26 protein-coding genes and 1 pseudogene are annotated in these 24,606 nt (G+C 68.1%); 12 read left to right on the plus strand and 15 right to left on the minus strand.

Features of this window, described 5'->3' with window-relative positions:
• Positions 1-97: 97 nt before the first annotated feature.
• On the plus strand, positions 98-223 hold the full coding sequence (locus ACQPXG_RS23170) for a hypothetical protein (RefSeq protein WP_433469804.1): 126 nt from the start codon (positions 98-100) through the stop codon (positions 221-223).
• Between the two features lie 19 nt (positions 224-242).
• On the opposite strand, the gene ACQPXG_RS23175 is transcribed toward ACQPXG_RS23170, so the two are convergent.
• Positions 243-974 (minus strand): dienelactone hydrolase family protein, encoded by a 732-nt coding sequence (locus ACQPXG_RS23175; protein ID WP_433469805.1) that lies wholly within the window; start codon positions 972-974, stop codon positions 243-245.
• Between the two features lie 413 nt (positions 975-1,387).
• Between ACQPXG_RS23175 and ACQPXG_RS23180 the strand changes: the two genes are divergently transcribed.
• A complete protein-coding gene (locus ACQPXG_RS23180; protein WP_433470033.1) occupies positions 1,388-1,618 on the plus strand; it encodes a DUF4158 domain-containing protein in 231 nt (76 codons plus the stop codon).
• 122 nt (positions 1,619-1,740) lie between these two features.
• On the opposite strand, the gene ACQPXG_RS23185 is transcribed toward ACQPXG_RS23180, so the two are convergent.
• Together ACQPXG_RS23185 and ACQPXG_RS23190 are read right to left on the minus strand one after the other, a co-directional pair.
• Positions 1,741-2,850 (minus strand): sensor histidine kinase, encoded by a 1,110-nt coding sequence (locus ACQPXG_RS23185; RefSeq protein WP_433469806.1) that lies wholly within the window; start codon positions 2,848-2,850, stop codon positions 1,741-1,743.
• Positions 2,843-3,538 (minus strand): response regulator transcription factor, encoded by a 696-nt coding sequence (locus tag ACQPXG_RS23190; protein WP_433469807.1) that lies wholly within the window; start codon positions 3,536-3,538, stop codon positions 2,843-2,845. The genes ACQPXG_RS23185 and ACQPXG_RS23190 overlap by 8 nt, the downstream gene beginning before the upstream one ends.
• Positions 3,539-3,858: 320 nt before the next feature.
• On the opposite strand from ACQPXG_RS23190, the gene ACQPXG_RS23195 reads away from it, so the two are divergent.
• Positions 3,859-4,281 carry a M15 family metallopeptidase gene (locus ACQPXG_RS23195; RefSeq protein WP_433469808.1) on the plus strand — a complete coding sequence of 141 codons (423 nt, stop codon included), beginning with the start codon at positions 3,859-3,861 and terminating at the stop codon, positions 4,279-4,281.
• A gap of 221 nt (positions 4,282-4,502) precedes the next feature.
• Here the strand turns inward: ACQPXG_RS23195 and ACQPXG_RS23200 are convergent, their stop codons facing one another.
• Both ACQPXG_RS23200 and ACQPXG_RS23205 read right to left on the minus strand, forming a co-directional pair.
• Positions 4,503-6,167 (minus strand): S1 RNA-binding domain-containing protein, encoded by a 1,665-nt coding sequence (locus ACQPXG_RS23200; RefSeq protein WP_433469809.1) that lies wholly within the window; start codon positions 6,165-6,167, stop codon positions 4,503-4,505.
• 316 nt (positions 6,168-6,483) lie between these two features.
• Positions 6,484-6,936, minus strand: a complete 453-nt coding sequence (locus ACQPXG_RS23205; RefSeq protein ID WP_433469810.1) for a DUF6193 family natural product biosynthesis protein — start codon at positions 6,934-6,936, stop codon at positions 6,484-6,486.
• 18 nt (positions 6,937-6,954) lie between these two features.
• Here ACQPXG_RS23205 and ACQPXG_RS23210 point away from each other — a divergent pair, with 18 nt between their 5' ends.
• The gene (locus ACQPXG_RS23210) at positions 6,955-7,533 is read left to right on the plus strand and encodes a Tn3 family transposase (RefSeq protein WP_433469811.1); all 579 of its coding nucleotides are present in this window, start codon (positions 6,955-6,957) and stop codon (positions 7,531-7,533) included.
• Between the two features lie 292 nt (positions 7,534-7,825).
• A complete protein-coding gene (locus tag ACQPXG_RS23215; RefSeq protein WP_433465607.1) occupies positions 7,826-9,031 on the plus strand; it encodes an IS110 family transposase in 1,206 nt (401 codons plus the stop codon).
• Between the two features lie 49 nt (positions 9,032-9,080).
• On the opposite strand, the gene ACQPXG_RS23220 is transcribed toward ACQPXG_RS23215, so the two are convergent.
• Entirely contained in the window at positions 9,081-9,668 is a 588-nt protein-coding gene (locus tag ACQPXG_RS23220; RefSeq protein ID WP_433469812.1) for a CGNR zinc finger domain-containing protein, read from the minus strand.
• Positions 9,669-9,684: 16 nt separating this feature from the next.
• Between ACQPXG_RS23220 and ACQPXG_RS23225 the strand changes: the two genes are divergently transcribed.
• A complete protein-coding gene (locus ACQPXG_RS23225; protein ID WP_433469813.1) occupies positions 9,685-10,041 on the plus strand; it encodes a hypothetical protein in 357 nt (118 codons plus the stop codon).
• Between the two features lie 49 nt (positions 10,042-10,090).
• Complete coding sequence (locus tag ACQPXG_RS23230; RefSeq protein WP_433469814.1) at positions 10,091-11,263, plus strand: epoxide hydrolase family protein; 1,173 nt, start codon at positions 10,091-10,093, stop codon at positions 11,261-11,263.
• 104 nt (positions 11,264-11,367) lie between these two features.
• On the opposite strand, the gene ACQPXG_RS23235 is transcribed toward ACQPXG_RS23230, so the two are convergent.
• The 3 genes from ACQPXG_RS23235 to ACQPXG_RS23245 are packed head-to-tail and all read right to left on the minus strand — an operon-like array spanning position 11,368 to position 12,952.
• Positions 11,368-11,901, minus strand: coding sequence for a DUF6596 domain-containing protein (locus ACQPXG_RS23235; RefSeq protein WP_433469815.1), 534 nt, complete (start codon positions 11,899-11,901; stop codon positions 11,368-11,370).
• Positions 11,902-11,950: 49 nt separating this feature from the next.
• The gene (locus ACQPXG_RS23240; RefSeq protein WP_433469816.1) at positions 11,951-12,274 is read right to left on the minus strand and encodes a YciI family protein; all 324 of its coding nucleotides are present in this window, start codon (positions 12,272-12,274) and stop codon (positions 11,951-11,953) included.
• A gap of 54 nt (positions 12,275-12,328) precedes the next feature.
• Positions 12,329-12,952 carry a dihydrofolate reductase family protein gene (locus tag ACQPXG_RS23245; RefSeq protein WP_433469817.1) on the minus strand — a complete coding sequence of 208 codons (624 nt, stop codon included), beginning with the start codon at positions 12,950-12,952 and terminating at the stop codon, positions 12,329-12,331.
• A gap of 305 nt (positions 12,953-13,257) precedes the next feature.
• Here ACQPXG_RS23245 and ACQPXG_RS23250 point away from each other — a divergent pair, with 305 nt between their 5' ends.
• From ACQPXG_RS23250 to ACQPXG_RS23260, 3 genes and pseudogenes are all read left to right on the plus strand, one after another.
• Complete coding sequence (locus tag ACQPXG_RS23250; RefSeq protein WP_433470034.1) at positions 13,258-14,397, plus strand: DUF4158 domain-containing protein; 1,140 nt, start codon at positions 13,258-13,260, stop codon at positions 14,395-14,397.
• A gap of 389 nt (positions 14,398-14,786) precedes the next feature.
• Positions 14,787-15,551, plus strand: a pseudogene (locus ACQPXG_RS23255) (Tn3 family transposase); the annotation flags it as partial.
• A gap of 139 nt (positions 15,552-15,690) precedes the next feature.
• Positions 15,691-16,338: a Tn3 family transposase gene (locus ACQPXG_RS23260; RefSeq protein ID WP_433469818.1), complete on the plus strand. Its 648-nt coding sequence runs from the start codon at positions 15,691-15,693 to the stop codon at positions 16,336-16,338.
• On the opposite strand, the gene ACQPXG_RS23265 is transcribed toward ACQPXG_RS23260, so the two are convergent.
• The 5 genes from ACQPXG_RS23265 to ACQPXG_RS23285 form a co-directional block, all read right to left on the minus strand.
• Complete coding sequence (locus tag ACQPXG_RS23265; protein WP_433469819.1) at positions 16,325-17,269, minus strand: NmrA/HSCARG family protein; 945 nt, start codon at positions 17,267-17,269, stop codon at positions 16,325-16,327. The two genes, ACQPXG_RS23260 and ACQPXG_RS23265, sit on opposite strands and share 14 nt — an antisense overlap.
• Positions 17,270-17,442: 173 nt before the next feature.
• Positions 17,443-18,189 (minus strand): SDR family NAD(P)-dependent oxidoreductase, encoded by a 747-nt coding sequence (locus ACQPXG_RS23270; RefSeq protein ID WP_433469820.1) that lies wholly within the window; start codon positions 18,187-18,189, stop codon positions 17,443-17,445.
• Positions 18,190-18,307: 118 nt separating this feature from the next.
• The gene (locus ACQPXG_RS23275; RefSeq protein ID WP_433469821.1) at positions 18,308-18,679 is read right to left on the minus strand and encodes a DoxX family protein; all 372 of its coding nucleotides are present in this window, start codon (positions 18,677-18,679) and stop codon (positions 18,308-18,310) included.
• A gap of 81 nt (positions 18,680-18,760) precedes the next feature.
• Positions 18,761-19,435: an SDR family NAD(P)-dependent oxidoreductase gene (locus ACQPXG_RS23280; protein ID WP_433469822.1), complete on the minus strand. Its 675-nt coding sequence runs from the start codon at positions 19,433-19,435 to the stop codon at positions 18,761-18,763.
• Between the two features lie 45 nt (positions 19,436-19,480).
• A complete protein-coding gene (locus ACQPXG_RS23285) occupies positions 19,481-20,416 on the minus strand; it encodes an NADP-dependent oxidoreductase (RefSeq protein ID WP_433469823.1) in 936 nt (311 codons plus the stop codon).
• A gap of 115 nt (positions 20,417-20,531) precedes the next feature.
• On the opposite strand from ACQPXG_RS23285, the gene ACQPXG_RS23290 reads away from it, so the two are divergent.
• Together ACQPXG_RS23290 and ACQPXG_RS23295 are read left to right on the plus strand one after the other, a co-directional pair.
• Entirely contained in the window at positions 20,532-21,227 is a 696-nt protein-coding gene (locus ACQPXG_RS23290; protein ID WP_433469824.1) for a TetR/AcrR family transcriptional regulator, read from the plus strand.
• A 358-nt stretch (positions 21,228-21,585) separates the two neighbouring features.
• The gene (locus ACQPXG_RS23295) at positions 21,586-22,455 is read left to right on the plus strand and encodes a recombinase family protein (protein WP_433469825.1); all 870 of its coding nucleotides are present in this window, start codon (positions 21,586-21,588) and stop codon (positions 22,453-22,455) included.
• Positions 22,456-22,907: 452 nt separating this feature from the next.
• On the opposite strand, the gene ACQPXG_RS23300 is transcribed toward ACQPXG_RS23295, so the two are convergent.
• Complete coding sequence (locus ACQPXG_RS23300) at positions 22,908-24,230, minus strand: hypothetical protein (protein WP_433469826.1); 1,323 nt, start codon at positions 24,228-24,230, stop codon at positions 22,908-22,910.
• Positions 24,231-24,606 lie beyond the last annotated feature (376 nt).

The following is a 24,606-nucleotide window of genomic DNA, read 5'->3' on the forward strand; positions in this document are numbered from 1 at the left end:
GACCTCGACCGGCCCCGGTCAGCGTCCCGGCCGGCGGCCGAGGCGCACAGGCAGACGGCCGCTCTCGGGCTCGGGGATCGGCCTCCTAATCCCGGACGTGTACGTAGCCCGCCATGTCGGGGCGGTTGTGCATCTGGCGGGCGCCGCCATCGAGGAGGGCCGGGACCTGTCCTCGATGAGCGGCGTCCTGGTCGGCACCGCCCACCGTCTGCTGTCGGCCTGACGGTGGGGGTGGCCGGCGGCTAGCTCAGATGCCGGGTGAAGAACCGGGCCGCGGCGACCCCCTCGAACTGCGGGACGCCGGTGTGCCCGCCCATATTGGCGTGCAGCGTCTTCTCCTTGGAGCCGAAGGCGTCGAACAGGTCCAGGGCCGCCTGCCGGTCGTTACCTTCGTCGTCCCACTGCAGCAGGACGTGCAGCGGAATGGTGACCTGCCGGGCCTCCTCGAACATGGTGTGAGGCACGAAACTCCCGGCGAACAGAACGGCGGCCGAGATGCGCGGCTCGACCACCGCCAGCCGGACGCCGATGGCGATCACTCCCCCCGAGTATCCGACCGGGCCGCCGATCTCGGGCAGCGAAAGGAGGGCGTCCAGGACGGCCTGCCATTCCGGGACCGCCTTTTCGACCAGCGGGAGGATGAGCCGGTCGACGATCTCGTCGGAAACCGGCTCCCCGGCCTCCAGAGCCCGGCGCAGGTCGGCGCGGGCCTGCTCGGCGGCGGCCGAGCGGGGCCGGTCACCGCTTCCGGGGAGCTCGATGGTGGCGGCAGCGAAGCCGTCCGCCGCGCAGTGCCGGGCCCGGGCCGCCAGCCGTGGGTACATCCTGTGCAGTCCGCCGGGGTGGCCGATCAGGATCAGCGGCGCCGGTGCGGATGCGGATGTGGGCGTCCACAGGATGCCGGGGATCTCGCCGAGGGTGAATTCGCGTTCGAGGACGCCGTCGTCAAGGCGCTGCTCGGAGGTGAATTGCATGGTCGTGCCTTTCGGGAGTGCTCTGAACGGCGCTCCCGGACGACCTATCGTCCGACCGTGGCCCCAGGGGGGAGCACCCATGTCGATACTGCGTTCACGGGTACCACCTCCTCGTTCTCTGGCACGGCCTCCGGCAAAGTAGCAGTGGTCGTCGTGGTCCGCCAACGGGTTTTACGGGATCTCCTTGACCGGATGCCACGGAGACCCTCGCCTAAAGGCCAAGGCCGTGTAGTTGAGTGCTTCGGGCCTGTGACGTGGTGCATGATCCGCTCGTTCGCTGAGGTTCGGCGAAACCCCGGCGGGCAGTCCCTGGGGCTGGCTGAGGTCCGGTCGTGCCGGTGGAGTTTCTGAGATGAGCAGGCCAAAGGCGTACGGGACGTTCGCCGAGGAGCCGAGTTGGAGCGGTTGTCTTCCTGGAAGACGTCGACCGAGACCTGATCGCGCAGCGGCGGACTGAGCACCATCAGGTCGGGTTCGCGCTCCAGATGCGCACAGTGCGGTATGTGGGCGTGTTCCTGGAGGACCCGCTCACGGGTGCTGTGGCCGGTAGCCGAACACCTGGCCGCATCGGCGTCGAGGTCCCGTCGATGGTGATGCGGTACACCGAGCGCCAACCCAGGCCTGCCCCAGGGGGCCGACCGTGACGCGTACGTCGTGTGCGTGCAGGAGCAGTGGCACCGAGCCCCGGACATGCCGGTCGAGAAACACCTTGCGGAGTTGGCGCGGCCCGCTTGCCGTAGTGGCCACGCGGCAGTTCCCTGATTCCTTACCTTTCGGTGTGCGGGGATATAGCAGGTAGTTCCACAGTGATGCAAATCCCTCCGGTAGGGCGCGGGTTGAGGGTGAGTGTTCCGTCGTGTGCGTGGGTGATGGTTTTGACGATTGCCAGGCCGAGGCCGACGCCTGCGTGGTCGGTGTGTATGCGTTCGGTACCGCGCTGGAAGGGTTCGGTGAGTGTCGAGGCCAATTGTGGGGAGAGCTTCTCGCCGGTGTTTTCGACAGTGAGCACCGCCGTCTTGGGGCGGACGCTGGTATTGACCCGCACGGCGCCCTGTTCAGGCAGGTTATGGACGATCGCGTTGTGCACGAGGTTCAAGGTCAGCTGCAGCAGGAGTGCTTGCGATCCGATCGTGGGGGTGATGTCGCCGCAGGTCTTGATGATGACGCCACGCTTCTCGGCGAGGGGGAGGAGTGTTTCGGTGGCTTCTTCCGCTATGAGCGACAGGTCGACGCGTTCTCGGGTGAAGGACCGCTGGTCAGCGCGGCTGAGCAGGAGCAGCGCCTCGGTAAGGTCGATCGCCCGGGTGTTAACGGCGTGGAGGCGGTCGATGACTTCGCCGGTGTCGTGGTTCGGATCGGTGCGCGCCACGTCGAGAAGTGTCTTCGAGATCGCCAGCGGGGTCCGCAGTTCGTGAGAGGCGTTGGCTGCGAATCTCCGCTGTTCGGCGACGTGTGCTTCGAGCCGAGCGAGCATCGTGTCGAAGGCGTCGGCGAGTTCGCGGAACTCATCATTGCGGCCCGGTAGCCGGATCCGATGGGAAAGAGATCCGTTCGTGGCCATGCGTGTGGCGTCCGCGATTCGGGTCAGCGGAGCTAGCATCCGGCCGGCGAGGATCCACCCTCCCGCGAGGCCGAACACCAGCAGGAACGCCAGTACTGCGGCCGCCCTCGGACCGAAAACGCGCAGGAGGTTGGACCGGACGGGGAAAACACCATGATTGGTGGTGTCACCGGGGACGATGAGCGCACGCTCAGGGACGTAACGCAGCAGGAACACCCACACCGCCGCGAGCAGCAGGACGCCGGCAAGCGAGAGGAATCCCGCGTAGGTGAGGGTGAGTTTGAGGCGAACGCTCAACCCAGGCGCTCTATCCACGGTCTCCTCCCTCGTGCCCGGCCTCGGGTTGCGTGTCGATGCGGTAGCCGACGCCTGGCATGGTGGCGATGATCCAGGGCTCGCCGAGACGCTTGCGGAGCGCCGAGACGGTGATGCGCACGGCGTTGGTGAACGGGTCGGCGTTCTCGTCCCACGCGCGCTCCAGGAGTTCCTCGGCGCTGACGACACCGCCTTCGGCGGCGATGAGGACTTCGAGCACGGCGAACTGCTTCCTGGTCAGCGCGACGAAGCGGCCGTCACGGTAGACCTCTCTGCGGAACGGGTCCAACCGTAGACCCGCGATCTCCCGCACCGGCGGCCTGTGGTGCGCGCGCCTGCGGTCGAGCGCTCTGAGCCTGAGCACGAGTTCTTGGAGCTCGAACGGTTTGGTGAGGTAGTCGTCGGCGCCGAGCTCGAAACCCGAGGCCTTGTCGTCGATCCGGTCGGCGGCGGTGAGCATGAGGATCGGCATGCCGCTGCCGGAGGCGACGATGGTTTTGGCGATCTCGTCGCCGGTGGGTCCGGGGATGTCTCGGTCGAGGACAGCGATGTCGTAGGCGTTGACGCTCAGCAGTTCCAGAGCCGTGTCGCCGTCACCGGCGATGTCGGCGGCGATCGCTTCTAGGCGCAGGCCATCGCGGATGGCTTCTGCCATATAGGGCTCGTCCTCGGCGATCAACACGCGCATGCTCCGATGTTACGAGCCGGTGCATATTGTCGGCGTATCGAAAACCACATACGAGCCGGCAACACCACGCTGCCTTGACTGGCGGCATGACTCGAACTCCACCATCAGCACGAACAACGACCCGCGGGATTCTCAGGATCCTTGTCGCCGGCCTGATAGTCGTCATTGCAGCGATCGCAGCAGCGCTCGTCTACCAGTCGCAGAATGCCTCACCCTCCTCGGCGTCATCACCGCCCTCCTCAGCCCCACCCCCCTCGATTGCTCCGCGCAGTGAGCACCCTGGTGCCCTCGGCGAGGCCGGCGGCGCCGTCCCCGACGGCGTGACGGTGTTCGACGACGGCTATCCCGCCGTGGCCAACCTCGACCCCGATCTACTCCGGGCCCTGCGCGCAGCGGCGACGCATGCTACCGACGACGGCGTCAAGTTCTACGTCAACAGCGGCTGGCGTTCTCCGGAGCGCCAGAACCGGCTTCTTCGTGAGGCGGTCTCGAAGTACGGCTCGGAAGAGGAAGCCGCCCGATGGGTGGCCACCGCGGACACGTCTCCTCATGTGTCGGGTCACGCGATCGACATCGGACGGTCCGATGCCACGGCGTGGCTGTCCGAGCACGGTGCCGAGTACGGACTGTGCCAGATCTACAGGAACGAACCCTGGCATTACGAACTGCGCACCAATGCGATCGATCATGGTTGCCCGCGCATGTATGCCGACCCCACACAGGACCCGAGGATGCGGCAGTGACCGTCGCAGTGCCCAGCTCCCGTCATGCGGATGTTTCGCGAACACGACGAGCAGGCCGCCACGGGCGAGCACGTGATCATCTCGCTGCCCCGTGGTGGGTGTCTGGGGCAGGACTCCAGAGCTCCCTCACCATGATGGTGCACGGCCGTCCGGAGAGACGGCCCAGGTCCGGTGATGGTTCGTTGAGGGCGTCGAGGCACCGGCTGTTCGACGGCTGGATGTCACTCACCTCGTGCCGGTCTCTCGGTCTCGGCCATGTTCGGATCGCGGCTTGTGCGTTTGCGGGAGAGGTGCAGACGGCGCTGGTCGCGGTCCAAGCCGATGATGGTGACCTGGACGTCGTCGCCCGGCTGGGCGATCTGCTCGGGCGAATCGACCGGGACGTCGGCGAGCTCGTCCTTGTGGATGAGTCCCTGGACGCCCTGGGCGACTTCGACGAACACCCCGAAAGGAACGATCTTGGTGACGGTGCCGGTGAGGCGCTGCCCTTCAACGACGCTGTCGGCGAAGACCTGGAACGGGTCCGGACGCAACGAGCGCAAGGAGAGCCGGGCCTCGCCGTTGCTGGTGTCGAAGGCGAGAAACTCCCCGCGGACTCGCTGACCGACGCGGACGACGTCGGCCGCCTCATCGAAATGCTCCCACGCCAGCTCGGGAATCGTGACGAACCCGACCCCGGGATAGACCGGGTGCGGCGGGCCTTCGTCCAGAGCGATGAACACGCCGAAGTTCTGGATGTCGGCGACCCTGCCGGTGAGCACGTCGCCGGTGCGCAAACCCTTCAAGAAACGCCAGAGTTCGGGATGCTCGGTCGCCGCAAGGGACAGCCAGACCCGCCCAGCGGCCTTGTCGACGGAGACGACTTCGGCCGTGACGCGTCGGCCGACTTTGACCGCGTCAGACCGCGTTCCCTCCCACGGGAAATCCCTGATGCGCGCGGGCATTGGTGAGGCGTCTCCGTCGAGCCGCATGCGCGGCCCGTACGGCCGCTGGTCGGCCACGACCGTCCCCGAGACCACGTCACCGACGGCGACCTCGTTCCCCGATCGAGGCGGCGGTCCGCCGGGCGCGTCCGCGTTCCAGGCGGCGGGCAGCGGCTCGTCGCACATCGCACAGGCGTAGTGGTCGTCCTTCACGATGTTGAGCTGACCGCAGCGCATGCAGCGCCGGAAGACGAACGGCACCGTGAAGGACCCCGGGTGATCGAGGCCGGCATTTCCGAGGGCCGCCTGAACCGCGGTCCACGAGTCCAAGTCCGGGCAATAGCCGGTCGACTGGTTACTGATCTCGCTCACCCGCCAGCTCTCACCGCTCCCCGCGAAGGTGATCTCGCCGGCGCTCAGCACCGGCTCACCGCCCGCGCAGACGACATGCTCGCTGCGCCGCGGGGCGACGCGCAGCGTCATGGTGTCGTCGATGACGAAGGTGAAGGGTTCCTCACGCTCCGGGCCGTCCTGCCGGGCGAGCCACGCGGAGAGATCGCCGGACGAGGTGATCGGCTGCCCTCTCCCATCCGACCAGATCTGCATGCGGATCTCGTCCGGGCCGATGTACCGGTAGCGGCGCTGCGCGGCGAGGCCCAAGGCTGCGGCGAACGCCGAGAACGTCGGCGCGACGACCCGCCAGGCGCACCGGTGCGGGTCGGTCCACCAGTCGCTGGCGACGACCCTCGGTTCGTCGCTGCCGGTCCGGTAATCCAGTGCGATGGCGACGTCGTCCCCGGGGTTGCGGTTGACCCCGATCAGCACGGCCAGATCGGCATCGAGCCAGGGAAGCTCGACCAGATCGGTGGCCTGGCTGCCGCGGGCCTGCCGGAAGAGCTCGGCGGTGGCGTGATGGTCGGCGATCCTGTCGAGGGACGCGGATTCACGCCCTATCTGATGCACGTCCGCAAGGAGATCCACTGGGTCCTCGAACCACGGCATGACCGCGCGCAGCCGTGTGTCGTCTTGAGCCGGCCAGCCTCCCGAGGCGATCAACTCGATCAGGAGAACGGGCAAGGGCAGACCACGGACATAGATCCGCGAAGGACGCATGCCGCCCAGACTCCCATGATCAAGCCCGCCCCGGAAACGGTCCCGGAACTCAATGTCAGTTTCCGAAGTCCTCTGCACGAATCTCAGAAGACCTGCGCGCAGTGGCCGTCGATCGACTTGCCGTGACATTCGTACAAGCGCCGGTTCAGGGGGTGTCCATGCGATCTCAGCCCTCAGGAGCGACGTTGGGGGACCACTGCAGGAGACGGCCCGGGATACGGTCTACGGCGATGGCGATTGCTTGAGCGGGGGTGCTGCACTGGGCCAAGGCCGGGCCGCCCCACCATTCCCTGACGGTGTAATCACCGTCTCCACGAGGCGAGTCCACCCAGACGAAACTCGGTGTGGCGAAGGGAAAGTCTGGGGCGGCGGCGAAACCTAGCGCGCAGTGGCTGGTGTAGGGGTAGAGCCGCCGCAGCTTCGGTTCGGCGTAGGCCGCCTCGATGAGCGCCTGGTACTCGGGCCAGCCGACGTTACGGGCCTCCTTGAGCATCCATTGCCACTCCGACTCGATGACGTCGGAGAGGTTGTTGTTGGGCACCTCGAAGCGCTCGGTCAGGACATCAAGGGGTGCGGCCTGGCCGATCTCGTCGAGACTGGCGCCCTCAGCCCAGCCCACCACGAGCTTGGGTAACTGGTGCAGTTCCGGCGTGGCCCCGCTGATCAGGATGCCGCTGTTCGCCGAGCCAGTCCGAGGTCGGGTTCGGTATCACGAGACTGTTCAACATCGACCTGCTGCCCCGCATCAAGCGCATCAACGAGGTCCGCCTCCACCGAAGCAATCCTGGCGCGCTTCACCCGCTCCGCGTCCCACCAGGCCATGCCGGAGATCGGCCGCGCCCAGCGCACCCCGTTCGTCGCCCGCTACCTGCGCGAACGCGACCTGCAACGCGAGATCGAAGAAGGCCTGAACATGGTGGACTCCTGGAACGCCGGCAACGTCGTCTACTACAGCAAGGGCGGCGAGATCTCCACCGACCGCCGCGAGGAAGTCGAGATGGGCGCGCTGTGCCGGCGGATCTTGCAAGCATCCCCGGTGTACGTCAACACCTTCATGCTCCAGAACGTCCTGGCCGAACCCGAGTGGGCCGACCGGCTCACCCGGGCCGACCGCCGCGGCCTAACCTCGCTGCTCCGGACCCACATACGCCCGTACGGCGAGGTCCGCCTGGACCCTGGAGCACGCCTGGCGATCGGCGTGACTGACAGCCCGTGACGCTTGACCATCTGCCCAATGCCCGCGCCCTTTAGGTCTCATGGGGCTGATGCACGATCAGGCAAGACTGACACCTGCTCGTGCATCAGTCCTCCGTAAGTTGTGAGGCGGCCCGGGAGGGCCGGGTGTGGCTGATCGGTTCTTGCCTGTTGTGGCTCGGAAGGAGTGGCCGCCCGGCTTTCCGGGGCGCCCCGGCCTCTGATTGAGATGTGCGGATCGGTCGCTGTTTACGGAGATGACGGCGGGGTGTTCCTCGGGCCGGACGCTGTCGGTGTCGAGGTGAGGAACGGGCGTGCAACAGCCGGAACGGGCTCGGGTGTGGGTCGGTGTGGACGCCGGCAAGGTGCACCATTGGGCGGCAGCGGTCGATGAGACCGGCGCGCAGGTGTGGTCGAAGAAGATCGCCAACGACGAGTCGGCGATCCTGGACGCGATCGGTGAGGCGTTCGCCCTGGCCGAGACCGTCGGGTGGGCGGTGGACATCGCCGGGACGTCCTCGGCGCTGCTGCTGGCGCTGCTGGCCGCGCACGGCGCCGAGCCGGTGTACGTGCCCGGCCGGACCGTGCACCGGATGTCGGGCGCCTACACCGGCGAGGCCAAGACCGACGCCCGCGACGCCTACGTGATCGCCGAGACCTCCCGGCTGCGCCGCGACCTCACCGTGATCGACGTGCCCGCCCAGCTCGCCGCCGACCTGGCGCTTTTGACCACGCACCGGACCGACCTGGTCGCCGACCGGGTCCGCCTGATCAACCGGCTGCGGGACGTGCTGACCGGGGTGTTCCCGGCCCTGGAGCGCGCGTTCGACTACTCGGCCCACAAGGGTGCGCTGGTGCTGCTGACCGGATACCAGACCCCGGCCGCGCTGCGCCGCCGCGGCCCGGCCCGGCTGGAGGCATGGCTGCGCAAACGCGGCGTCCGAGGCGCCGCCCAGGTGGCCGCGACCGCGATGGCGGCCGCGAGCGCCCAGCACACCATCCTGCCCGGCGAGACCGTCGCGGCCCAGATCGTCGCCGACCTCGCCACGCAGCTGCTCGCCCTGGACGACCGCCTCAAACGCCTCGACGCCCAGATCACCGAGACCTTCCGCGGCCACCCGCAGGCTCAGATCATCGAGTCGATGCCCGGCATCGGCCCGATCCTGGGCGCCGAGTTCGTCGTCGCGGCCGGTGATCTGGCCGCCTACGCCGACGCCGGACGGCTCGCCTCGGCGGCCGGACTCGTGCCCGTCCCACGTGATTCGGGCCGCCGGACCGGCAGACTGCACCGGCCCACCCGCTACAGCCGACGGCTGCGGCGGGTGTTCTACATGTCCGCCCAGTCCAGCATCACCCGCCCCGGACCCAACCGCGACTTCTACCTCAAGAAACGAGGCCAGGGCCTCAAACACACCCAGGCCGTCATCGCGCTGGCCCGCCGCCGCGTCGACGTCCTGTGGGCCCTGCTGCGTGACGGACGCAGGTTCACCCCCATACCGCCCGTCACACAAGCCGCTTGACATCCTCATTGAGACTCCTTCCCAGGCCTATCCTCCAGGGCAAGCCATATCAGATGACACCCTTCCGTACGGCAGGCCCGTTCTTGCGCTGGTTGGCATTGAAGCGCGCCTTCTTCTGACGATTCCCGCACGTGTTCATATCACACCATTTGCGGGTGCGGCTTTGGCTGGTGTCGAAGAACGCGGCTTGGCAGGTCGGCGATGCACACAAGGCCAATTTTCCGTCTCGTTCGCCTGCGATGATGCTGATCGCGTCGGCGGCAATTACGCTGAGGGCATCTTCTACGCAGGAATCCGAGCTAAGTCGCCATTGACGATTTCTCTCGGGCGTCAGGATGGCCGCGGCGCGACCCTGAATGCTGCGGTCATTGATGATTTGGACAGCAGACGCAGGAAGAGCGTCTTGGATTGCGGTCGCTGTCGCGGCGGCGTGAATTGATTCCCTCAGTTCCCGAGCGAGTTCGAGCTGGGCGGTGGTGCAGGAGTCCACGGCCAGGCCGTACGCTGCCAGCCAGTCGACGAGTCGCTGCGGCGTGGGAATGCGCTCCACAGCGTTGCCATGACGCTCCGTCAGAGTCCCCGTGAAGCTGGTCGCTAGCACGTTACCGAGGCGAAAGTCAGGGAACTCAGCACGCATGGAACCACCTTAGCGATTGTCCTTCGAGGACCGCATCCGGCACGCCAAAGACTCGGGGCTGGGCCGGTTCCCGTTGCGGGAGTTCGCGATCAACACCACTTGGTTGATGCTCAGCCGGATCGCCGCCGACCTGGTCGCCTGGACCCGACTGCTCGCCCTGACCGGCGACGCGCAGGTCCTGGCCGTGCGCGAACCGAAAGCCATCCGCTACCGATTCTTGCACGTGCCATCCGGCTCACTCTCGGCGCCCGCAGGCGACGGATGCGCGTACCTGAAACCTGGCCCTGGACAGCAGAGAGCCTGGTCACGGGTAACGCCCCGCCCCAGCGACCTTCACGAAAGACCGGGGTCAGCTGGTTGCACGCTGGCATGAAGACATGGTAGAACCACCTTAGCCGGTTCCGCAATGGCCAGGAGGTCTCATGCCCCGTCCGACCAGCGACGTGCAGGCGTTTGAAGCCCACGCAACTGACGCTGACCTCGACGATCTGCGTGCGCGATTGGCCGCGGCGCGGCTACCGGAGGCCGAGACGGTCTATCGCGCCGCGCCCGACCCTCGCCGATGGGACCAGGGCGTTCCTCTCGCCGACCTCGTCGACGTCGTGAACTACTGGCGCACCGGGTACAACTGGCGGCCGTTCGAAGAGCAACTCAACCGGATCGGCCAGTTCCGCACGACCATTGATGATCTGGGAATCCATTTCCTGCACCGCCGATCCGCGCGCGCAGATGCCACTCCTCTGATCTTGACCCACGGCTGGCCAGACAGCATTGCTCGGTTCATCGATGTAGTAGACGAGCTGGCAGATCCGAAAGATGCAGACGCGCCGGCGTTCCACGTCGTGGTCCCGTCACTACCAGGCTTTGGTTACAGCGACAAGCCGGCCACCACCGGGTGGGGAACCGAAAAGATCGCGGCCGCATGGGTGGAACTGATGGGAAGACTCGGCTACAACAAGTTCGCAGCCCACGGCGGCGACTGGGGAGGTAATATCACCACGGTTCTCGGCGGCAGGTTCCCGGAGCACGTTCTCGGCATCCACACAACGTTCGCGGAGGGACCGCCAGGGTTGACAACGGACGGGCTGACGGCGGTCGAGCGCAAGTGGACCGAGGAAACCCGCCATTTCTGGCGCCACCACGGGGCATACGCGAAGCAGCAGGCGACCCGACCGCAGACCATCGGCTACTCGCTCGTCGACTCACCGGTCGGCCTTCTTGCCTGGATCCTTGACAAGTTCGCCGAGTGGACGGACACCGAAGACAGCCCATTCGAGACGATCTCCAGAGACCGCGTTCTTGACGACGTCACCCTGTATTGGCTGACGCGGACCGGCGCATCGGCGGCCCGCATTTACTACGAAAGCCACAACTCGCTGGACCCCGAACTCCGGGTCGACGTCCCGTCAGCACTCACTATGTATCCCCGCGACGTCGAGAAGTGTCCGCGCCCCTGGGCGCAGGAGCGGTACCGACAGATCGTCCGATGGAGGTCCCCCGAAATCGGGGGACATTTCCCGGCGCTGGAGGTTCCCGAGTTCTTCGTCAAGGACCTGCAAGAAGGCCTCGCGGCAGTGCTGGCCACTAATCGGTGAACGCGGCTGGGCGCCGGGACTCGGAGTTCGCACCGCCGAGGTCGGGGCCAGGCCGCCGCAGCCGGACAGGCGGCCGGTGCCGCCCGCGTCACGGCTGACCCGGATCACGGTCGCCGGGGCCTGCTTTCGTCGCTCGGAGACCTCGGCGCCAGCGGGCAACGAAACACCGCGAGCGCGGCGGCGTGCTCGGTCACCTCGCCGTCGTCGGGCATGAGGGCTCGGATCAGGCGGGTGAGCCGGATCGCCTCGGCGGTCAGGCCGGGGCGTAGGGGGTCGGTGTCGGGGCCGGTGGCCAGGTAGCCCTCGTTGAACACCAGGTACAGGACGGCGAGCACGCCGGAGACGCGCACCGGGAGATCCTCGGCGGAGGGCACCCGGTAGGGGATGCGGGCCGCCTTGATCTTGCCTTTCGCGCGGGTGATCCGCTGCCCCATCGCGGTCTCGGCCACAAGGAAGGCGCGGGCGATCTCGGCCACGGTCAGACCGCCGACCATGCGCAGGGTCAGCGCCACCCGGGTCTGCATCGCCAGCGCCGGGTGGCAGCAAGTGAAGATCAGCCGGAGCCGGTCGATGGCCTTGCGGCTGGCGGTGGTGGTCAGCCAGGCGCCGGGATGGGGGGCACACCGCCGGGGGACCACTGCTCGACGGCGATCGCGAACGCCTCGGCCGCCGCTTCCTCGGCCCCGTTCACAGAAACGGCCGCACCTCGATCTTCCGATCGCAGGCCTTCGACGCCTCGGCGGCGAGCTTGAGCGCCACATCCAGATCGGGGGCCTCCCACACCCAGACGCCGGCGAGGTACTCCTTCGACTCCACGAAGGGCCCGTCGCTGAACACCGCCTGCTCACCCCGGTTGTCGATGACCGTGGCGGCGTCGGTGTCGGCGAGTCCGCCCGCGAATACCCAGTAGCCCTCGGCGATCAGTCGTTCGTTGAACTCGCTGATGGCAGGCTGCCTGTCCGTCCTGCCGGGATTGCTCTTGTCATCGATCACGGAAACCAGGTACTGCATCGTGTGGATCATCTCCTGTGGTGGCCGGACAGCGTGGTCCCGTGGTCAGGGACTTCAAGCCGTTGGCGCATACTGCGGGCGCCCGGCCGGTCGGTAGACCTGGATCGTCACGCCCTTGGAGTCGACGCGCGACTCGACCAGGTCGAGCGCAAGATCCGGGCCCGCCTCGGGGAACAGCCGCGCGCCCTGGCCGACGACCACCGGGACGCTGATCAGAGTCATCTCATCGACCAGATCGTTCTCCAGCAGCCACCGGGTCAGGATGCCACTGCCGTGGACCTGCAGCTCACCCTCCGACTTGGCCTTCAACTCCCGGACGGCGGCCGCGACGTCTCCGGACAGGACGGTCGTGTCCGACCACGCCGGATCGGTGAGCGTGGTCGACGCCACGTACTTGGGCCGTGTGTTCAACGCTTCCACGACGGACTCCCAGCCAGGGACATCCTGGACCGTGAAGGTCCCCCATGAGCCGGCGAACAGCTCGTAGGTCCGCCGGCCGAACAAGAACGCGTCGGCGCGCTGGTAGGTCTGGTTGATGAACGCCTGGGTCTCGCTGTCGCCCTTCCCCCGGGCCCATCCGCCGCGCTCGAATCCGTTCCCGCGGTCCTCGTCCGACGCGCCGCCGTTGCCCTGCATCACTCCATCGATGGTGACCTGAGTCATGGTCGTCAGCTTCATGATCGCGGTTCCTCTGCCTTGGCGCCGCCCCTTGTGGGCGGCCTCACCCCTGCTACGAACACCACCGCCGCGATCCGACACCGCCTCCCGGATCTCTTTGAAGAACTTTGCGGGACTCGGTCGTCAGCGATCCACCATCTCAAACGCGCCCAGCGGACCAGCTCTGCAACCAGATCGATCAGGCCCTGGAGTCCTAGCTCAGACACCAGCCGCAAAGTAGGTCGCGGGTAGTCGGACGATCCCCGTTTCCCCGTCCTGGGCGTCGTCGTTGGTCTGATCGAGTGATCGAGGCCAATGGGGTGGGCGTGCGGCAAGAGTGGTCGCCAGAGGAGCTGTTGGCGAACTGGACGCTGGTAGACGGCGACTGGGACTTGGTGGCGAACAAGAGTGGGACGACCCGGCTCGGCTTCGGCCTCTTGCTGAAGTTCTTCGAGCTGGAAGGCCGGTTCCCCGATGCACTGGAAGAGGTCCCGCTGGCCGCGGTTGAGTACGTCGCCGATCTGGTGAAGGTCCCGGCCACCGACTTCGCGAAGTACATGCTGGTCGGACGGACTGCCGAGTACCACCGCAAGCAGATCCGTGAGGCCCTGGGCTTTCGGCCCTCGACGGTCGCGGACGAGAAAGCGCTGGCCGAGTGGCTGGCTGTGGAGGTCTGTCCGGTCGAGCTGGTGGAGGACCGGCAGCGCGAGGCCCTGCTGGTCGAGTGCCGGGCCCGGAAGATCGAGCCGCCCGGCCGCTCCCGGGTCGAGAAGGTCCTCGTCGCGGCGCGCGGCAAGTGGGAGAAGACGTTCTGTGCTCGCACGATCGGCCGCCTCGGCGAGGTGGGCACGGCCCGGTTGCTGTCCCTGGTGGCCGAGGACAACGAGGCGGGTGCTGCGCTGCTGGCCGCGCTCAAGCGCGACCCTGGCGCGGTCGGCCTGGACTCCTTGCTGACGGAGATCACCAAGCTCAACGACGTGCGCAAGCTCGGGCTGCCCGACGGGCTGTTCACGGACTGCTCGGAGAAGCTGGTGGCCGCCTGGCGGGCACGGGCGATCAAGATGTACCCCTCGGACTTCCGTGACACGTCGGAGGACGTACGGATCACTCTGCTCGCGGCGCTGTGCGTATCCCGGCAAGCGGAGATTACCGATGCCCTGGTCGACCTGCTGGTCGCTCTGGTCCACAAGATCAACGCACGTGCCGAGCGGCGGGTGGAGAAGCAGCTCACCGCCGAGCTGAAGAAGGTCCGCGGCAAGGAGGGCATCCTCTTCAAGCTGGCGACGGCCGCCGTCGACAAGCCCGACGAGGTGGTACGCCGGGCGCTGTTCCCGGTGGTCGGGGAGAGGACGCTGCGCGAGCTGGTGGCCGAGGCGAAGGCGAACGAGAAGGTCTTCAAGGCCAAGGTCCGCACCACGCTCCGGTCGTCGGCTCGTACTACCGGCAGATGCTGCCGCCGCTGCTGAACACCCTGGGCTTCAAGTGCAACAACACCGCGTATCGGCCGGTGATGGACGCGATGAAGCTGCTGAAGAAGTACGCCGACGTCGACGGCAAGACCCGCTTCTACAACGCCGGCGACGAAGTACCCATGGACGGCGTGGTGCGCAAGGACTGGCGCGAGGCGGTCGTCGACGACAAGGGCAAGGTCGAGCGCATCCCGTACGAGCTGTGTGTCCTGGTCGCGCTGCGGGACGCCGTACGGCGCCGCGAAATCTACGTCGAGGGCGCCTCGCGCTGGCGCAATCCGGAGGAGGACCTGCCCGGCGACTTCGAGGCGACCCGCGCCGTGCACTACGCCGCGATCCGGCAGCCGCTGAATCCGAGGGCTTTCATCGCGGACCTGAAGAAGCGCATGGCCGCGGGCCTGGACCAACTGTCCGGCGCGCTCGCGGACGGCAGCGCGGGCGGGGTGAAGGTCACCACCCGCAAGGGCGAGGCGTGGATCACCGTGCCCAAGCTGGAACCGCTGGCCGAGCCCACCGGCCTGGCGGCCCTCAAGGACGAGGTCGCGCGCCGCTGGGGCGTCCTGGACCTTCTGGACGTGCTGAAGAACGCCGACTTCCTGACCGGTTTCACCGAGGAGTTCTCCTCGGTGGCCGCGTACGAGCGCATCGAGCGTGACGTCCTCCAGCGCCGCCTGCTGCTGGCCCTCTTCGCGCTGGGCACGAACATGGGCATCCGGGCGATCGTGGCGACCGGCGAACATGGCGAGAGCGAGGCCGCGCTGCGGCACGTGCGCCGGCACTTCATCACCGTCGACAACCTCCGGGCTGCCGTCACCAGGTTGGTGAACGCCACCTTCGCCACCCGCGACACCGCCTGGTGGGGCCGCGGAACCGCGTGCGCGTCGGACTCGAAGAAGTTCGGTTCCTGGTCCTCGAACTTTATGACCGAGTACCACGCCCGCTACGGCGGCAACGGCGTGATGATTTACTGGCACGTCGAACGGAAGAACGTCTGCATCTATTCCCAGCTCAAGAGCTGTTCGTCGTCCGAGGTCGCGGCGATGATCGAGGGCCTGCTGCGGCACTGCACGGACGCCGACATCGAGTCGAACTACGTCGACACCCACGGCGCGAGCGTGGTCGGCTTCGCCTTCACCGAGCTGCTCAACTTCCGTCTACTGCCGCGGCTGAAGAACATCGGCAGCATCCGCCTGTACCGCCCGGACGACAGCCCGCCCGGCTGGCCCGCGCTCGGCCGCCTCGCTGACGCGACCGATCCGCTGGGAACTGATCGAGCAGCAGTACGACCATATGGTCAAGTACGCCACCGCGCTCCGGCTCGGCACCGCCGAGGCGGAGCAGGTGTTGTGGCGCTTCACTCGTGGCGGCCCCAAGCACCCCACCTACCAGGCCCTCGAAGAACTCGGCCGCGCGGTTCGTACGGTCTTCGCCTGTGACTACCTGGCCAGCCCTGGCCTGCGCCGGGAGATCCACGGAGGGCTCCAGGTCGTGGAGAACCGGAACAGTGCGAACACCGTGCTGCACTACGGCAAGGACGGCGCCTTGACCGGCCCGGACAAGGAGCATGCTGAGACCTCGATGCTCGGCTTGCACCTGCTCCAGTCCGCGCTCGTCCACGTCAATACCCTGCTGGTCCAGCAAGTCCTGGCCGAACCGGCCTGGGGGAAGAAGCTAAGCGACGAGGACCGGCGCGGCCTGACCGCGCTGTTCTGGTCCAACGTCAACCCGTACGGCACGTTCCGGCTCGACATGGACAAGCGTCTCGACCTGGGGCCGGCTGCCGCCGTGCCTCGCCCCCGCACCGCGGCGGACACCTGGTCGACGGCGGAGATCGTCGGGAGCGATGACTTCCGAACGTTCATGAACGCGGGCACGGGCTCGATGCTGTCCCACGCTGGGACCGGAGGCAGGACTTCCGGCCCTGTCAGAGGACCTTGAGCTGGTCCTTGTGCTCGCTTACCCACTGCTCGAACGTCTCGGTCTCCGGGCTGAGGGAGTGAACCACATCCAGGTCGCGGGCGCCGACGTACTCGGCGTTGAAGGCCTGCCAGTACTGCATCATGTTGGCGAAGTTGTCGGCCATGGGCATGTCGAAGCCGCGCAGCGCGTCTATCGTGTACGGCTCGTAGCGGACCTCCTCGCCCAGGACGTGGGTGAGGGTGTCCGCCATTTCCGCACCGGTGAGGTGCTGGTTGGCGATACCGACGGTGCGGCCGATGAACTCCGGGTGGGTGAAGATGCCGAAGGCGAACCGGCCGAGGTTCTTCACCGACACGCCGGGCAGCAGGCCATCGCCCATGGCGATGGTCAGCAGCAGCGCACCGTCGTCACCGCGGCGCCGGAACATCGGGCCGAGCAGGTTCTCCCAGTAGAAGCTGGTGCGCATGAACGTGGCGGGCAGGCCCAGCTCGCGGAAGTAGCCGTCGGCCTCGCCCTTGGAGTCGGAGTGCGGGAGGTAGCGGCCGCCGTCGAGTTTGACGAAGCGCGGGTCGTCGTCGGCGATCACTTCGCGGGTGTCCTCCAGGGTCGACCAGACCACGTGCCGCACGCCGGCCTTCTTGGCGGCGTCCGCCATGGCCTTGGCCTGTGCGGTCTCGCGGGCGGCGTCGCCGTGCTCGTTGAAGTTGGTCACCAGGAACGCGCCATAGGCGCCCGCGAATGCCGCCTGCAGACTTGCCGGGTCCTCCGCGTCACCGCGCACCACCTCGATGCCGCGCGAGGCGAGGGCCTTCGCCTTCTCCGAGTCGGGGTTGCGGGTCAGGGCGCGGACCGTCAGGCCGCTCTCGGGATGCTCCAGGATGGCCTCGACGAGACTGCCGCCCTGCGCGCCCGTCGCACCGACGACTGCGATGATCTTGTTCTCGGACATGAAATTCCCTTGGGTTGTGAAGTGGTCAGGTCGCCCTGGTCATAGGAGGAATGAGGAGAGCTGGGGCGCTGGTCGCGGCAATCCCCGCACGGAGAGCGTCCTGGCTGCGGCGCGGACGCCACCGGCGCCCCGTCAGATTGGAGAGGTCGGGACGTACGCGGTCCCGGTGGTTGTCACCAGGGCAGTTGCTTTTCGTCCCTGAAGAAGAGGCCGGTGGGCCCGCCGTCGGGCAGGGTGGCCGCCCATGCGATGCCCTTGGCGCTGTCGGCTACGGGGCGGGCGAATCCTTCTGTGCCGGGGTGCGTGGCGGTGAGGCCGGGGCAGACGGAGTTCACGAGGATGTTGTCGCTCTCGAGGTCCTTCGCCATCTTGATCGTGAGCCCGTTGAGCGCCGTCTTGGTCAGGGCGTAGGCGGTGATCGGCATGTCGCCGAATCGGGCCATCGCGAATCCGGGGTGGTTGACCAGTCCGTGGTCGGGATCCCAGAACGACCCTGCTCCGCTGGACACGTTGACGATCCTGCCGTGGCCGCTGGCAACGAGGAGGGGCAGGAACTGCTGGGTGACACTCCACGTGCCGACCACGTTGGTCTGGAACTCAAGGAGGAGCTCGTCCATGTCCTTGTCCGCTACGCCCGCGGGGCCCACCAGCATCGCGGCGTTGTTCACCAGGATGTCCAGCTTCCCGAACTGCGCCTCGACGCGTTGCACCGCCGTCGCCACGCCGGCGGGGTCGAGCAGGTCCAGCTTCAGGGCGGACGCTTCGATGCCCTGGTCAACGAGTTCCGTGGCGAGAGGCTCCACCTGCTCGGACCGGCGGGCGGACAGGATGACGTGGATTCCCTGGGTGCCCAGTTGCCGAGCGGTCTCGAAGCCCAGCCCTTCTCGTCGGCCGGATCCAGTGATGAGTGCGGTGCGCATGCTCTTTCCTTCTTGGTCTGGCTTGGGCGTCTCGGTGATGTCTCGCTGGGATCCCGCGGTGATCCGGCGGGCCCGCAGCGGCCCGGAGGGTCGCTGTGAAGGGGAGTAGGCCCGGCGGTCAGAAGGAGTAGGGCCCGAACCGGCCCCACATGATGACCGCGGCAACGATGAGCAGGATCGCGTTGAACCCGATGGCTTTCGGCTCCTTGCGACGGGCGTGGAGGCCCATGGCCAGCACCATGATCACAGCCAGGCCGGTGGCGGCCAGCGCGGTGAGTACGGTGGCGATGTCGAAGGCAGCCGGCAGGATCAGCCCGAGGGCGCCGGCGAGTTCGGCGACGCCGATCAGACGCACCACGGGTGTCGAGACGTCACTGACCCACGGCAATTGGGATATGAGCTTTTCGCGGGGCTGGGTGGCCTTGGTGACGCCGGCGGCCGCGAACAGCGCGGCGAGGACGCCCTGCAGGATCCACAGGAACACGTTCATCGGAGCGGAAACCTTCTTCGGTCGCGCCGCGGCGGGGAACGCCGCGGCGGATCAGGATTTGATGGGGAGCGCCGGGAGGCGTCAGACGGTGAAGACGCGCTCGGCTTGATCGCGCTGGGTGTGCAGGTCCCAGTAGAGGGGGGCGATCTCCTCGGCCTCGGCGGTCGGGACTCCGGGAGGGCCGCCCGCGCCGATCCACGCGCCGATGGCGACGTGCGCGGCCTGGATACCGGTGCCGGCCAGCTCCTTGTGCAGGTTGAGCGCCCAGTTGCGCAGCGCCGCCTGGGCGGGGTTGACGTTGCCGAGCATCGGGTTGGGGTCGACCGAGCCGGCGCCGTTGGTGAACAGCAGGGTGCCCGCGCCGGCCTCACGCATCGCGGGCAGGACGGCCTGGGTGGCGGTGATGGCGCTGCCGAGCAGGAAGTCGATCCATCCCTGTACATCGGACGGGCTGGTCTGGGACGGGGAGGTGAGGGTCATGGAGTCGATGCTGGGAGCGGGGGAGTGCTCCAGGACGTCGATGCCGCCGAACCGGCTGGCGGCGTCCTTGAGGGCCTGGGTCAGCGCGTCGTGGTCGAGCACGTCCGCCGGGAACGCGGCGGCGGTGATGCCCTCGGTGGTGAGCCGGCCGACCAGGTCGTCGAGCTTGGCGCGGTTGCGGGCGATGAGAGCGACGTCGTAGCCCTGGGAGCCGAAGGTGCGGGCGATGGCGAGGCCCATTCCGGGGCCGGCTCCGATGATGGCGATGCTGGGCATGGTGAGAAGTCCTTTGCGTAAAGAAAGGGTGGGATACGGGGCGGATCAGGCGACGGTGATCGCGATCTTGCCGAGGGTGCCGCTACCGAACGCGGCGAACGCCTCGGGAGCGCGCTCCAGGTCGAACTCGGCGTTCACCGACACCGTGAGGGAGCCGGAGGCGACCTGCCCGGCGAGGGTGGACAGGGTGTCGGCGGTCGGGTTGGACCGGATCATGGCGGTGGTCAGCTTGCGGTCCTCCGAGGCCTCGGGGACGGCGAGGGCGGAAGCCACGGCGCCGCCGTCGCGGGTGAGCGCGGTCAGTTCGTCCAGGTCGCCGGCGAGGTGCAATACCGCGTCCACGCCGCCGGGGGCGGCCGCGCGGACCTGCCCGCTCACGTCCTGGGTGTAGTCGACGACGGTGACCTCGCCGTCGCTCAGGGCGGCGACGAAGTCCGTCTCGGAACCCGGCTTGGCCGTGGCGATCACGCGCGCGCCCCGGGCCGCGGCCAGCTGGACGGCGATGGCGCCCACGCCGCCGGTGGCACCAGAGATCAGCACGGTCTTGCCTTCCAGCGGGCCGAGCAGGGCGAGACCGTCGAAGGCGGCGGTGCCCGCCAGTCCGAGCGCGCCCGCGTCACGCACCGAGACCTCCGCTGGCCGGTGTGTGATGCCGATGGCGGCGGGAACGGCGACGTACTGCGCCATCGAGCCGGTGCCCAGGTGCGCTTTGGTGATCACGCCGAATACGGCGTCGCCGACCGCGTAGCCCTCGACGCCTTCACCGACTGCCTCGACGGTGCCGGCGAAGTCCTTGCCGGGGATCAGCGGGAAGCGGTGCTCCATCATGCCCTGCAGGTATCCGGCCACTGTGCCCAGGTCGAACCCGTTCACCGAGGACGCGGCGACCTTCACCAGCACCTCACCGGCCTCCGGGCGGGGCACCTGCGCCTCGGTCACCTCGGGACTGCCGGGCACCTGCGCCAACGTCACAGCACGCATGATCATCTACTCCTTGACATAGGTATCGACTAGATACGGAAAGGCCTATCCGGTTCCTGTACCCAGGATAACACCGGAACTGGATAGGGTATTCCGGTTCGGTTAGGCTGGTTTCATGAACCTTCACGCTCGGCCCGGCGACGGCCCCGCCCAGCCGCTACGCAGCGACGCCGAGCGCAACCGCGCGCGGATCGTCGCCGCCGCGCGCACGGTATTCAGGCGAGACGGCCTGAACGCCTCCATGGCTTCCGTGGCCCGCGAGGCGGGGGTGGGTATCGCCACGATGTTCCGCCGCTTCCCGACCAAAGAGGAACTGGTCGCCGCGGTCTTCGCCGACCGCATGGACGCCTACGCCGACGCCGTCGGCACCGCCCTCGACGACCCCGATCCCTGGCACGGCCTCGCCGGGTTCATCGAAACCGTCTGCGCAATGCAGGCCGCCGACTACGGCTTCGCCGATGTACTGACCATGACCTTTCCCACGGCCAAGGCCCTGGAAGAGCGCCGAAACCAGGCCTACGAGGGCGTCGTGCAGCTCATCGGCCGCGCCAAGGCCGCAGGACGCCTACGCGAGGACTTCACCCCCGAGGACCTGGTGCTGGTGCACATGGCCAACGCCGGAGTCGTCAACGCCACCGGCGACGCCGCTCCCGACGCCTGGAAACGCGTCGTCGCCTTGATGATCCAGTCCTTCCAGGCCCCCGCCCGCGGCCCGCTGCCCGACTCACCCGAGCCTCGAGCTCTCTACAAGGCCATGCTCCGTGCCAGTCAGGCGTCCTGTGCCCCGCCGGAGCCGGAGAGGAAGGGCTAATCCGGCGCGCTTCCTCGCAGGATGTGCGCGAGCACGTCGACCAGGCCGCCCTCGGCGCCTCGGTCGCCAGTGTGCTGCCTGCCGCCAGCCCAATCCGCGCAGGGTGCGGAAGGCCGGCAGGGCGAGGCACTGCCCCGGCCCTCGTCAATCATGTCGTTCGCTCCCGGCCCCCAGCGCGGGCCTGCAAGCCCGGCTTGGCATCATGCTGCCGGTGTGGGCCATGCGGATCCGCCGTGTTTCACAGGTGGTCGCTCGTGAAACACCCGACCGCCCGGCGGTCCACCTGCGGCGATCATGTTTCATGAGTCGTTGCAAACGACTGGACATCTGAAACACCCTCATGAAACAGTCCGGGGTCGTGAGCGACGACTTCAAGCGCGTGGAATCGCACGACTGCCCGATGTCCACCTGCGCCGCCCCCGCGGGCTCCCCGTGCCGCACCGGCAAGGCCAAGGTGGCCATCCAGTACCACACCGCCCGCTTCCGCCTCGTGCCCCAACTCACCAAGGCCCTCAGCGTGCCGACCCCCGCCGTACGCAAGCCCGGCTCGGCATGGACCGAACTGCCCCGGCCCGTGCGCGCCGGCGCCGAACCGGTCGGACACGTCCGCCTCGGCTACGCCCGAGCCTCGACCGCCCGGCAGTCCCTCGACGCACAACTCGACTCCCTCGCCGAGGCCGGGGTCAACCGGGTCTTCTCGGAGAAGATCTCCACCCGCGCCACCCGGCGCCCCGAGCTGGAGGCCGCTGTGAAGCTGGCCGGGGAGATCCGCTCCTCAGGTGTCGCCGTCACCCTCGTCGTGCACGAGCACAAGCGGCTCGGCCGAGGCATCGAACTCGCCATGCTCGCCGAGAAGCTGAAGGCGAGCGACGTCGGGCTGGAGTTCCTCACCGGAGAGCTGAAGGGCTCGCACGACCCGTCCGGCATCGTGTTCACCGTGCTTGCGGCCATGTCTGGCATGGAGCGCGAGTACATCCGCGACCGCACCCTCGAAGGCCACGAGAGCGCGCGGAAGCGCGGCAAGACCATCGGCGGCGCCGGGGTCACCGACGACGACATGCTCTCCATGGCCCTCCACCTTCGCGACCAGGAGATGAGCCTGCGCGACATCGCCAAGCGCCTCGTCATCACCACCGGCGCAAAGAGGGGCCAGCACCCCTCGCCCGCCACCGTCATGCGGATGCTGCGGGAGCACGACGAAAAGGCCGCCACGCCAGCGAGCACGTGATCATCCGGCTAGTTTGCGGCTGGTGTCTGAGCTAGGACTCCAGGGCCGATCAAGAAGAACCTGACCAGTGGTGGCGGGCGTCGAACGGCCCGGGCGCGAGGGCCAATCTCGTCGTCAGCGCAGCCGCCGCGAGGCCATACCGACCAGACCATCCACCCCCGCGGCCAAGGCCACTCGATCGCGTCTTTGCCCCGCTCACGCTGTACCACGTCGCACTGCAACAGAGCGCCGCCCTGGCCGACGACGCCGCCGGACTGGCCGTCCGCGGGCGCACCGGGTGTCCTCCGCCCGCGTCCCCGCCGTCGGCCGGCCACTGCCACCCGGCACCTGACCAACACCCCAGCCAGCGCCCGGCCCGGTTACTCGTCTTCGCCGTCATCAAGGTCGCGCAGTTCACGAACGATCGGTCGACCCCGCGGCCCCTTTCTGTCGTATTCCGGCCGTCCCCCCAATCAGGTGGGATGTGGAGCCGCGCCAGAGGCGTCGGGTGGGGTGATGTGGTCATGGGGCGGAGGCTGGTCGCGGGCCGCCAGTTGCTCACCGGCTTGACGAGCATGGACTTCGGCTTGGGTGGCGCGTTCGCGTTGACGAGCGGCGTCGGCGCGGGCGGCTTCGCGGTCGCGTTCGACCGACTGCAGCGTGGCCGTCAGCGTGCGCTCGGCGAGGCGGGCTTCCTCGGCCTCGCGTCGAACGTCCTCGAGCTGCTGCTGGAGCGTCGTGGCGGTCTTCTCGGCCTTGTCTGCCAGCGCGATGGCGGCGGCGGCGGCGCGCTCGGCGGCGATGGCGCGCCCGTCGGCCTCGTCGGCTCTGGTCGTGCCTGCTCGCGCCGCCTCTTCGGCAGTGCGGGCCACGGTCTGCGCCACGGCCAGATCGGCGCGGCTTTGCGCCAGCTGCTCCTGTGCCTGTTGGCGGGCGGAGGTCTCGGCCTCCAGCCGGGACAAGGCGTCGCGGAGTTGGTCGGCCACGGTCTCCTCGGCCTGCTTGGCTAGCGTGGCGGCACGTTCGGCCTGGGTGCGCGCCTGCTGATGGGCCGCGACGGTGTCGGCCGCCTGCTGCTTGACCTGAGCGGTCTCGGCCCGCGCCTGTCGCGACGCCTCCTCGGCGTCACGTCGGGCTATTCGTTCCTGCTGGCAGGCGGTGTCGGCGCGGGCGGCGCGCTCCTTGGCCTGTTCGGCGCTGCGCTGTGCGTCTGCCGCCCGGTCGCGGGCTTCTGCCGCGTCGGCCTTGGCCGCGGCGACCTCGGCGCTGCTGGCCTCCTTGATCGCGGCGAGCGCGTCGATCGTCTGCTGCAGGAGCGCCTGCAGGTCGGCCATGGCGGGCACCGTCTCGTCGGCTACCGCGGCCACCAGCCGGAGCGGGTCGCTGATCGCTTCGGCCAGCCGGGTCTCCCGTTGCGCTTGGGCGCGTTCCTTGCAGTCCCGGGGCGGTGGGCAGTACAGCCGCCGGCGGCCTCCCTTGTACTTGCCGTCGCGGCGCCGCCGCGGCTCGGGCAGGGGCTCTCTGCAGACCTGGCAGCGTCCGTGCGGCGCCGCGTCGTCCACCTCGCCGCTTCCTGGGTCGCCCGCAACAGGCTGTGCGGAGCCGTCATTCGGGTCGCCCGGCTCGGACGGGACGGCGCCGCGCGCGTCCGTCGCGGGGGAGGGGACAGGAGTCGTCCCCGTATCCGCACCCTCCTCGCCCTCCTCGGTCGTCGGGCCAGGACGTACGAGCGTGCCGGGCGAGGCTTCCGACGCGGTGGAGAGATCGGCTTGAGCAGGGTCCGGACTGTCGATCATGGACGAGACCCTAGCAGAATCCGTTAAGTGATACTCGAAACATGTTTCGAGTATCACTTAACTTAGCCAACAAGATCGTTAGCAGTGCATGAGAATGACTCTTATCATTCACTCGCTACTCAGGCTGGCTCAGCTGCGGACGGTGCCAGGCCACGGGCCCCCGGGTGGGGGATGGGCGACACGTCTTCGCCGAGTCGGTGCGCGAGACGGATGTCGCCGTGGTAACGCAGGCTGAACCGGGGATGGTGCTGGTGAACTCGCTTATCCGCGGCGGCGCTGCAACCGCCGCAGTTCTCTTGCTGCTTCCCTGGCTCGTCGCCGCGCCAGGCGGCCGTGTCCAGAAGGCTCAAGATCATGGGGATCGGTGCCGGGCTCG

Origin of the sequence: Spirillospora sp. CA-128828, assembly GCF_050945415.1 — a bacterium.
GTDB lineage: Bacteria > Actinomycetota > Actinomycetes > Streptosporangiales > Streptosporangiaceae > Spirillospora.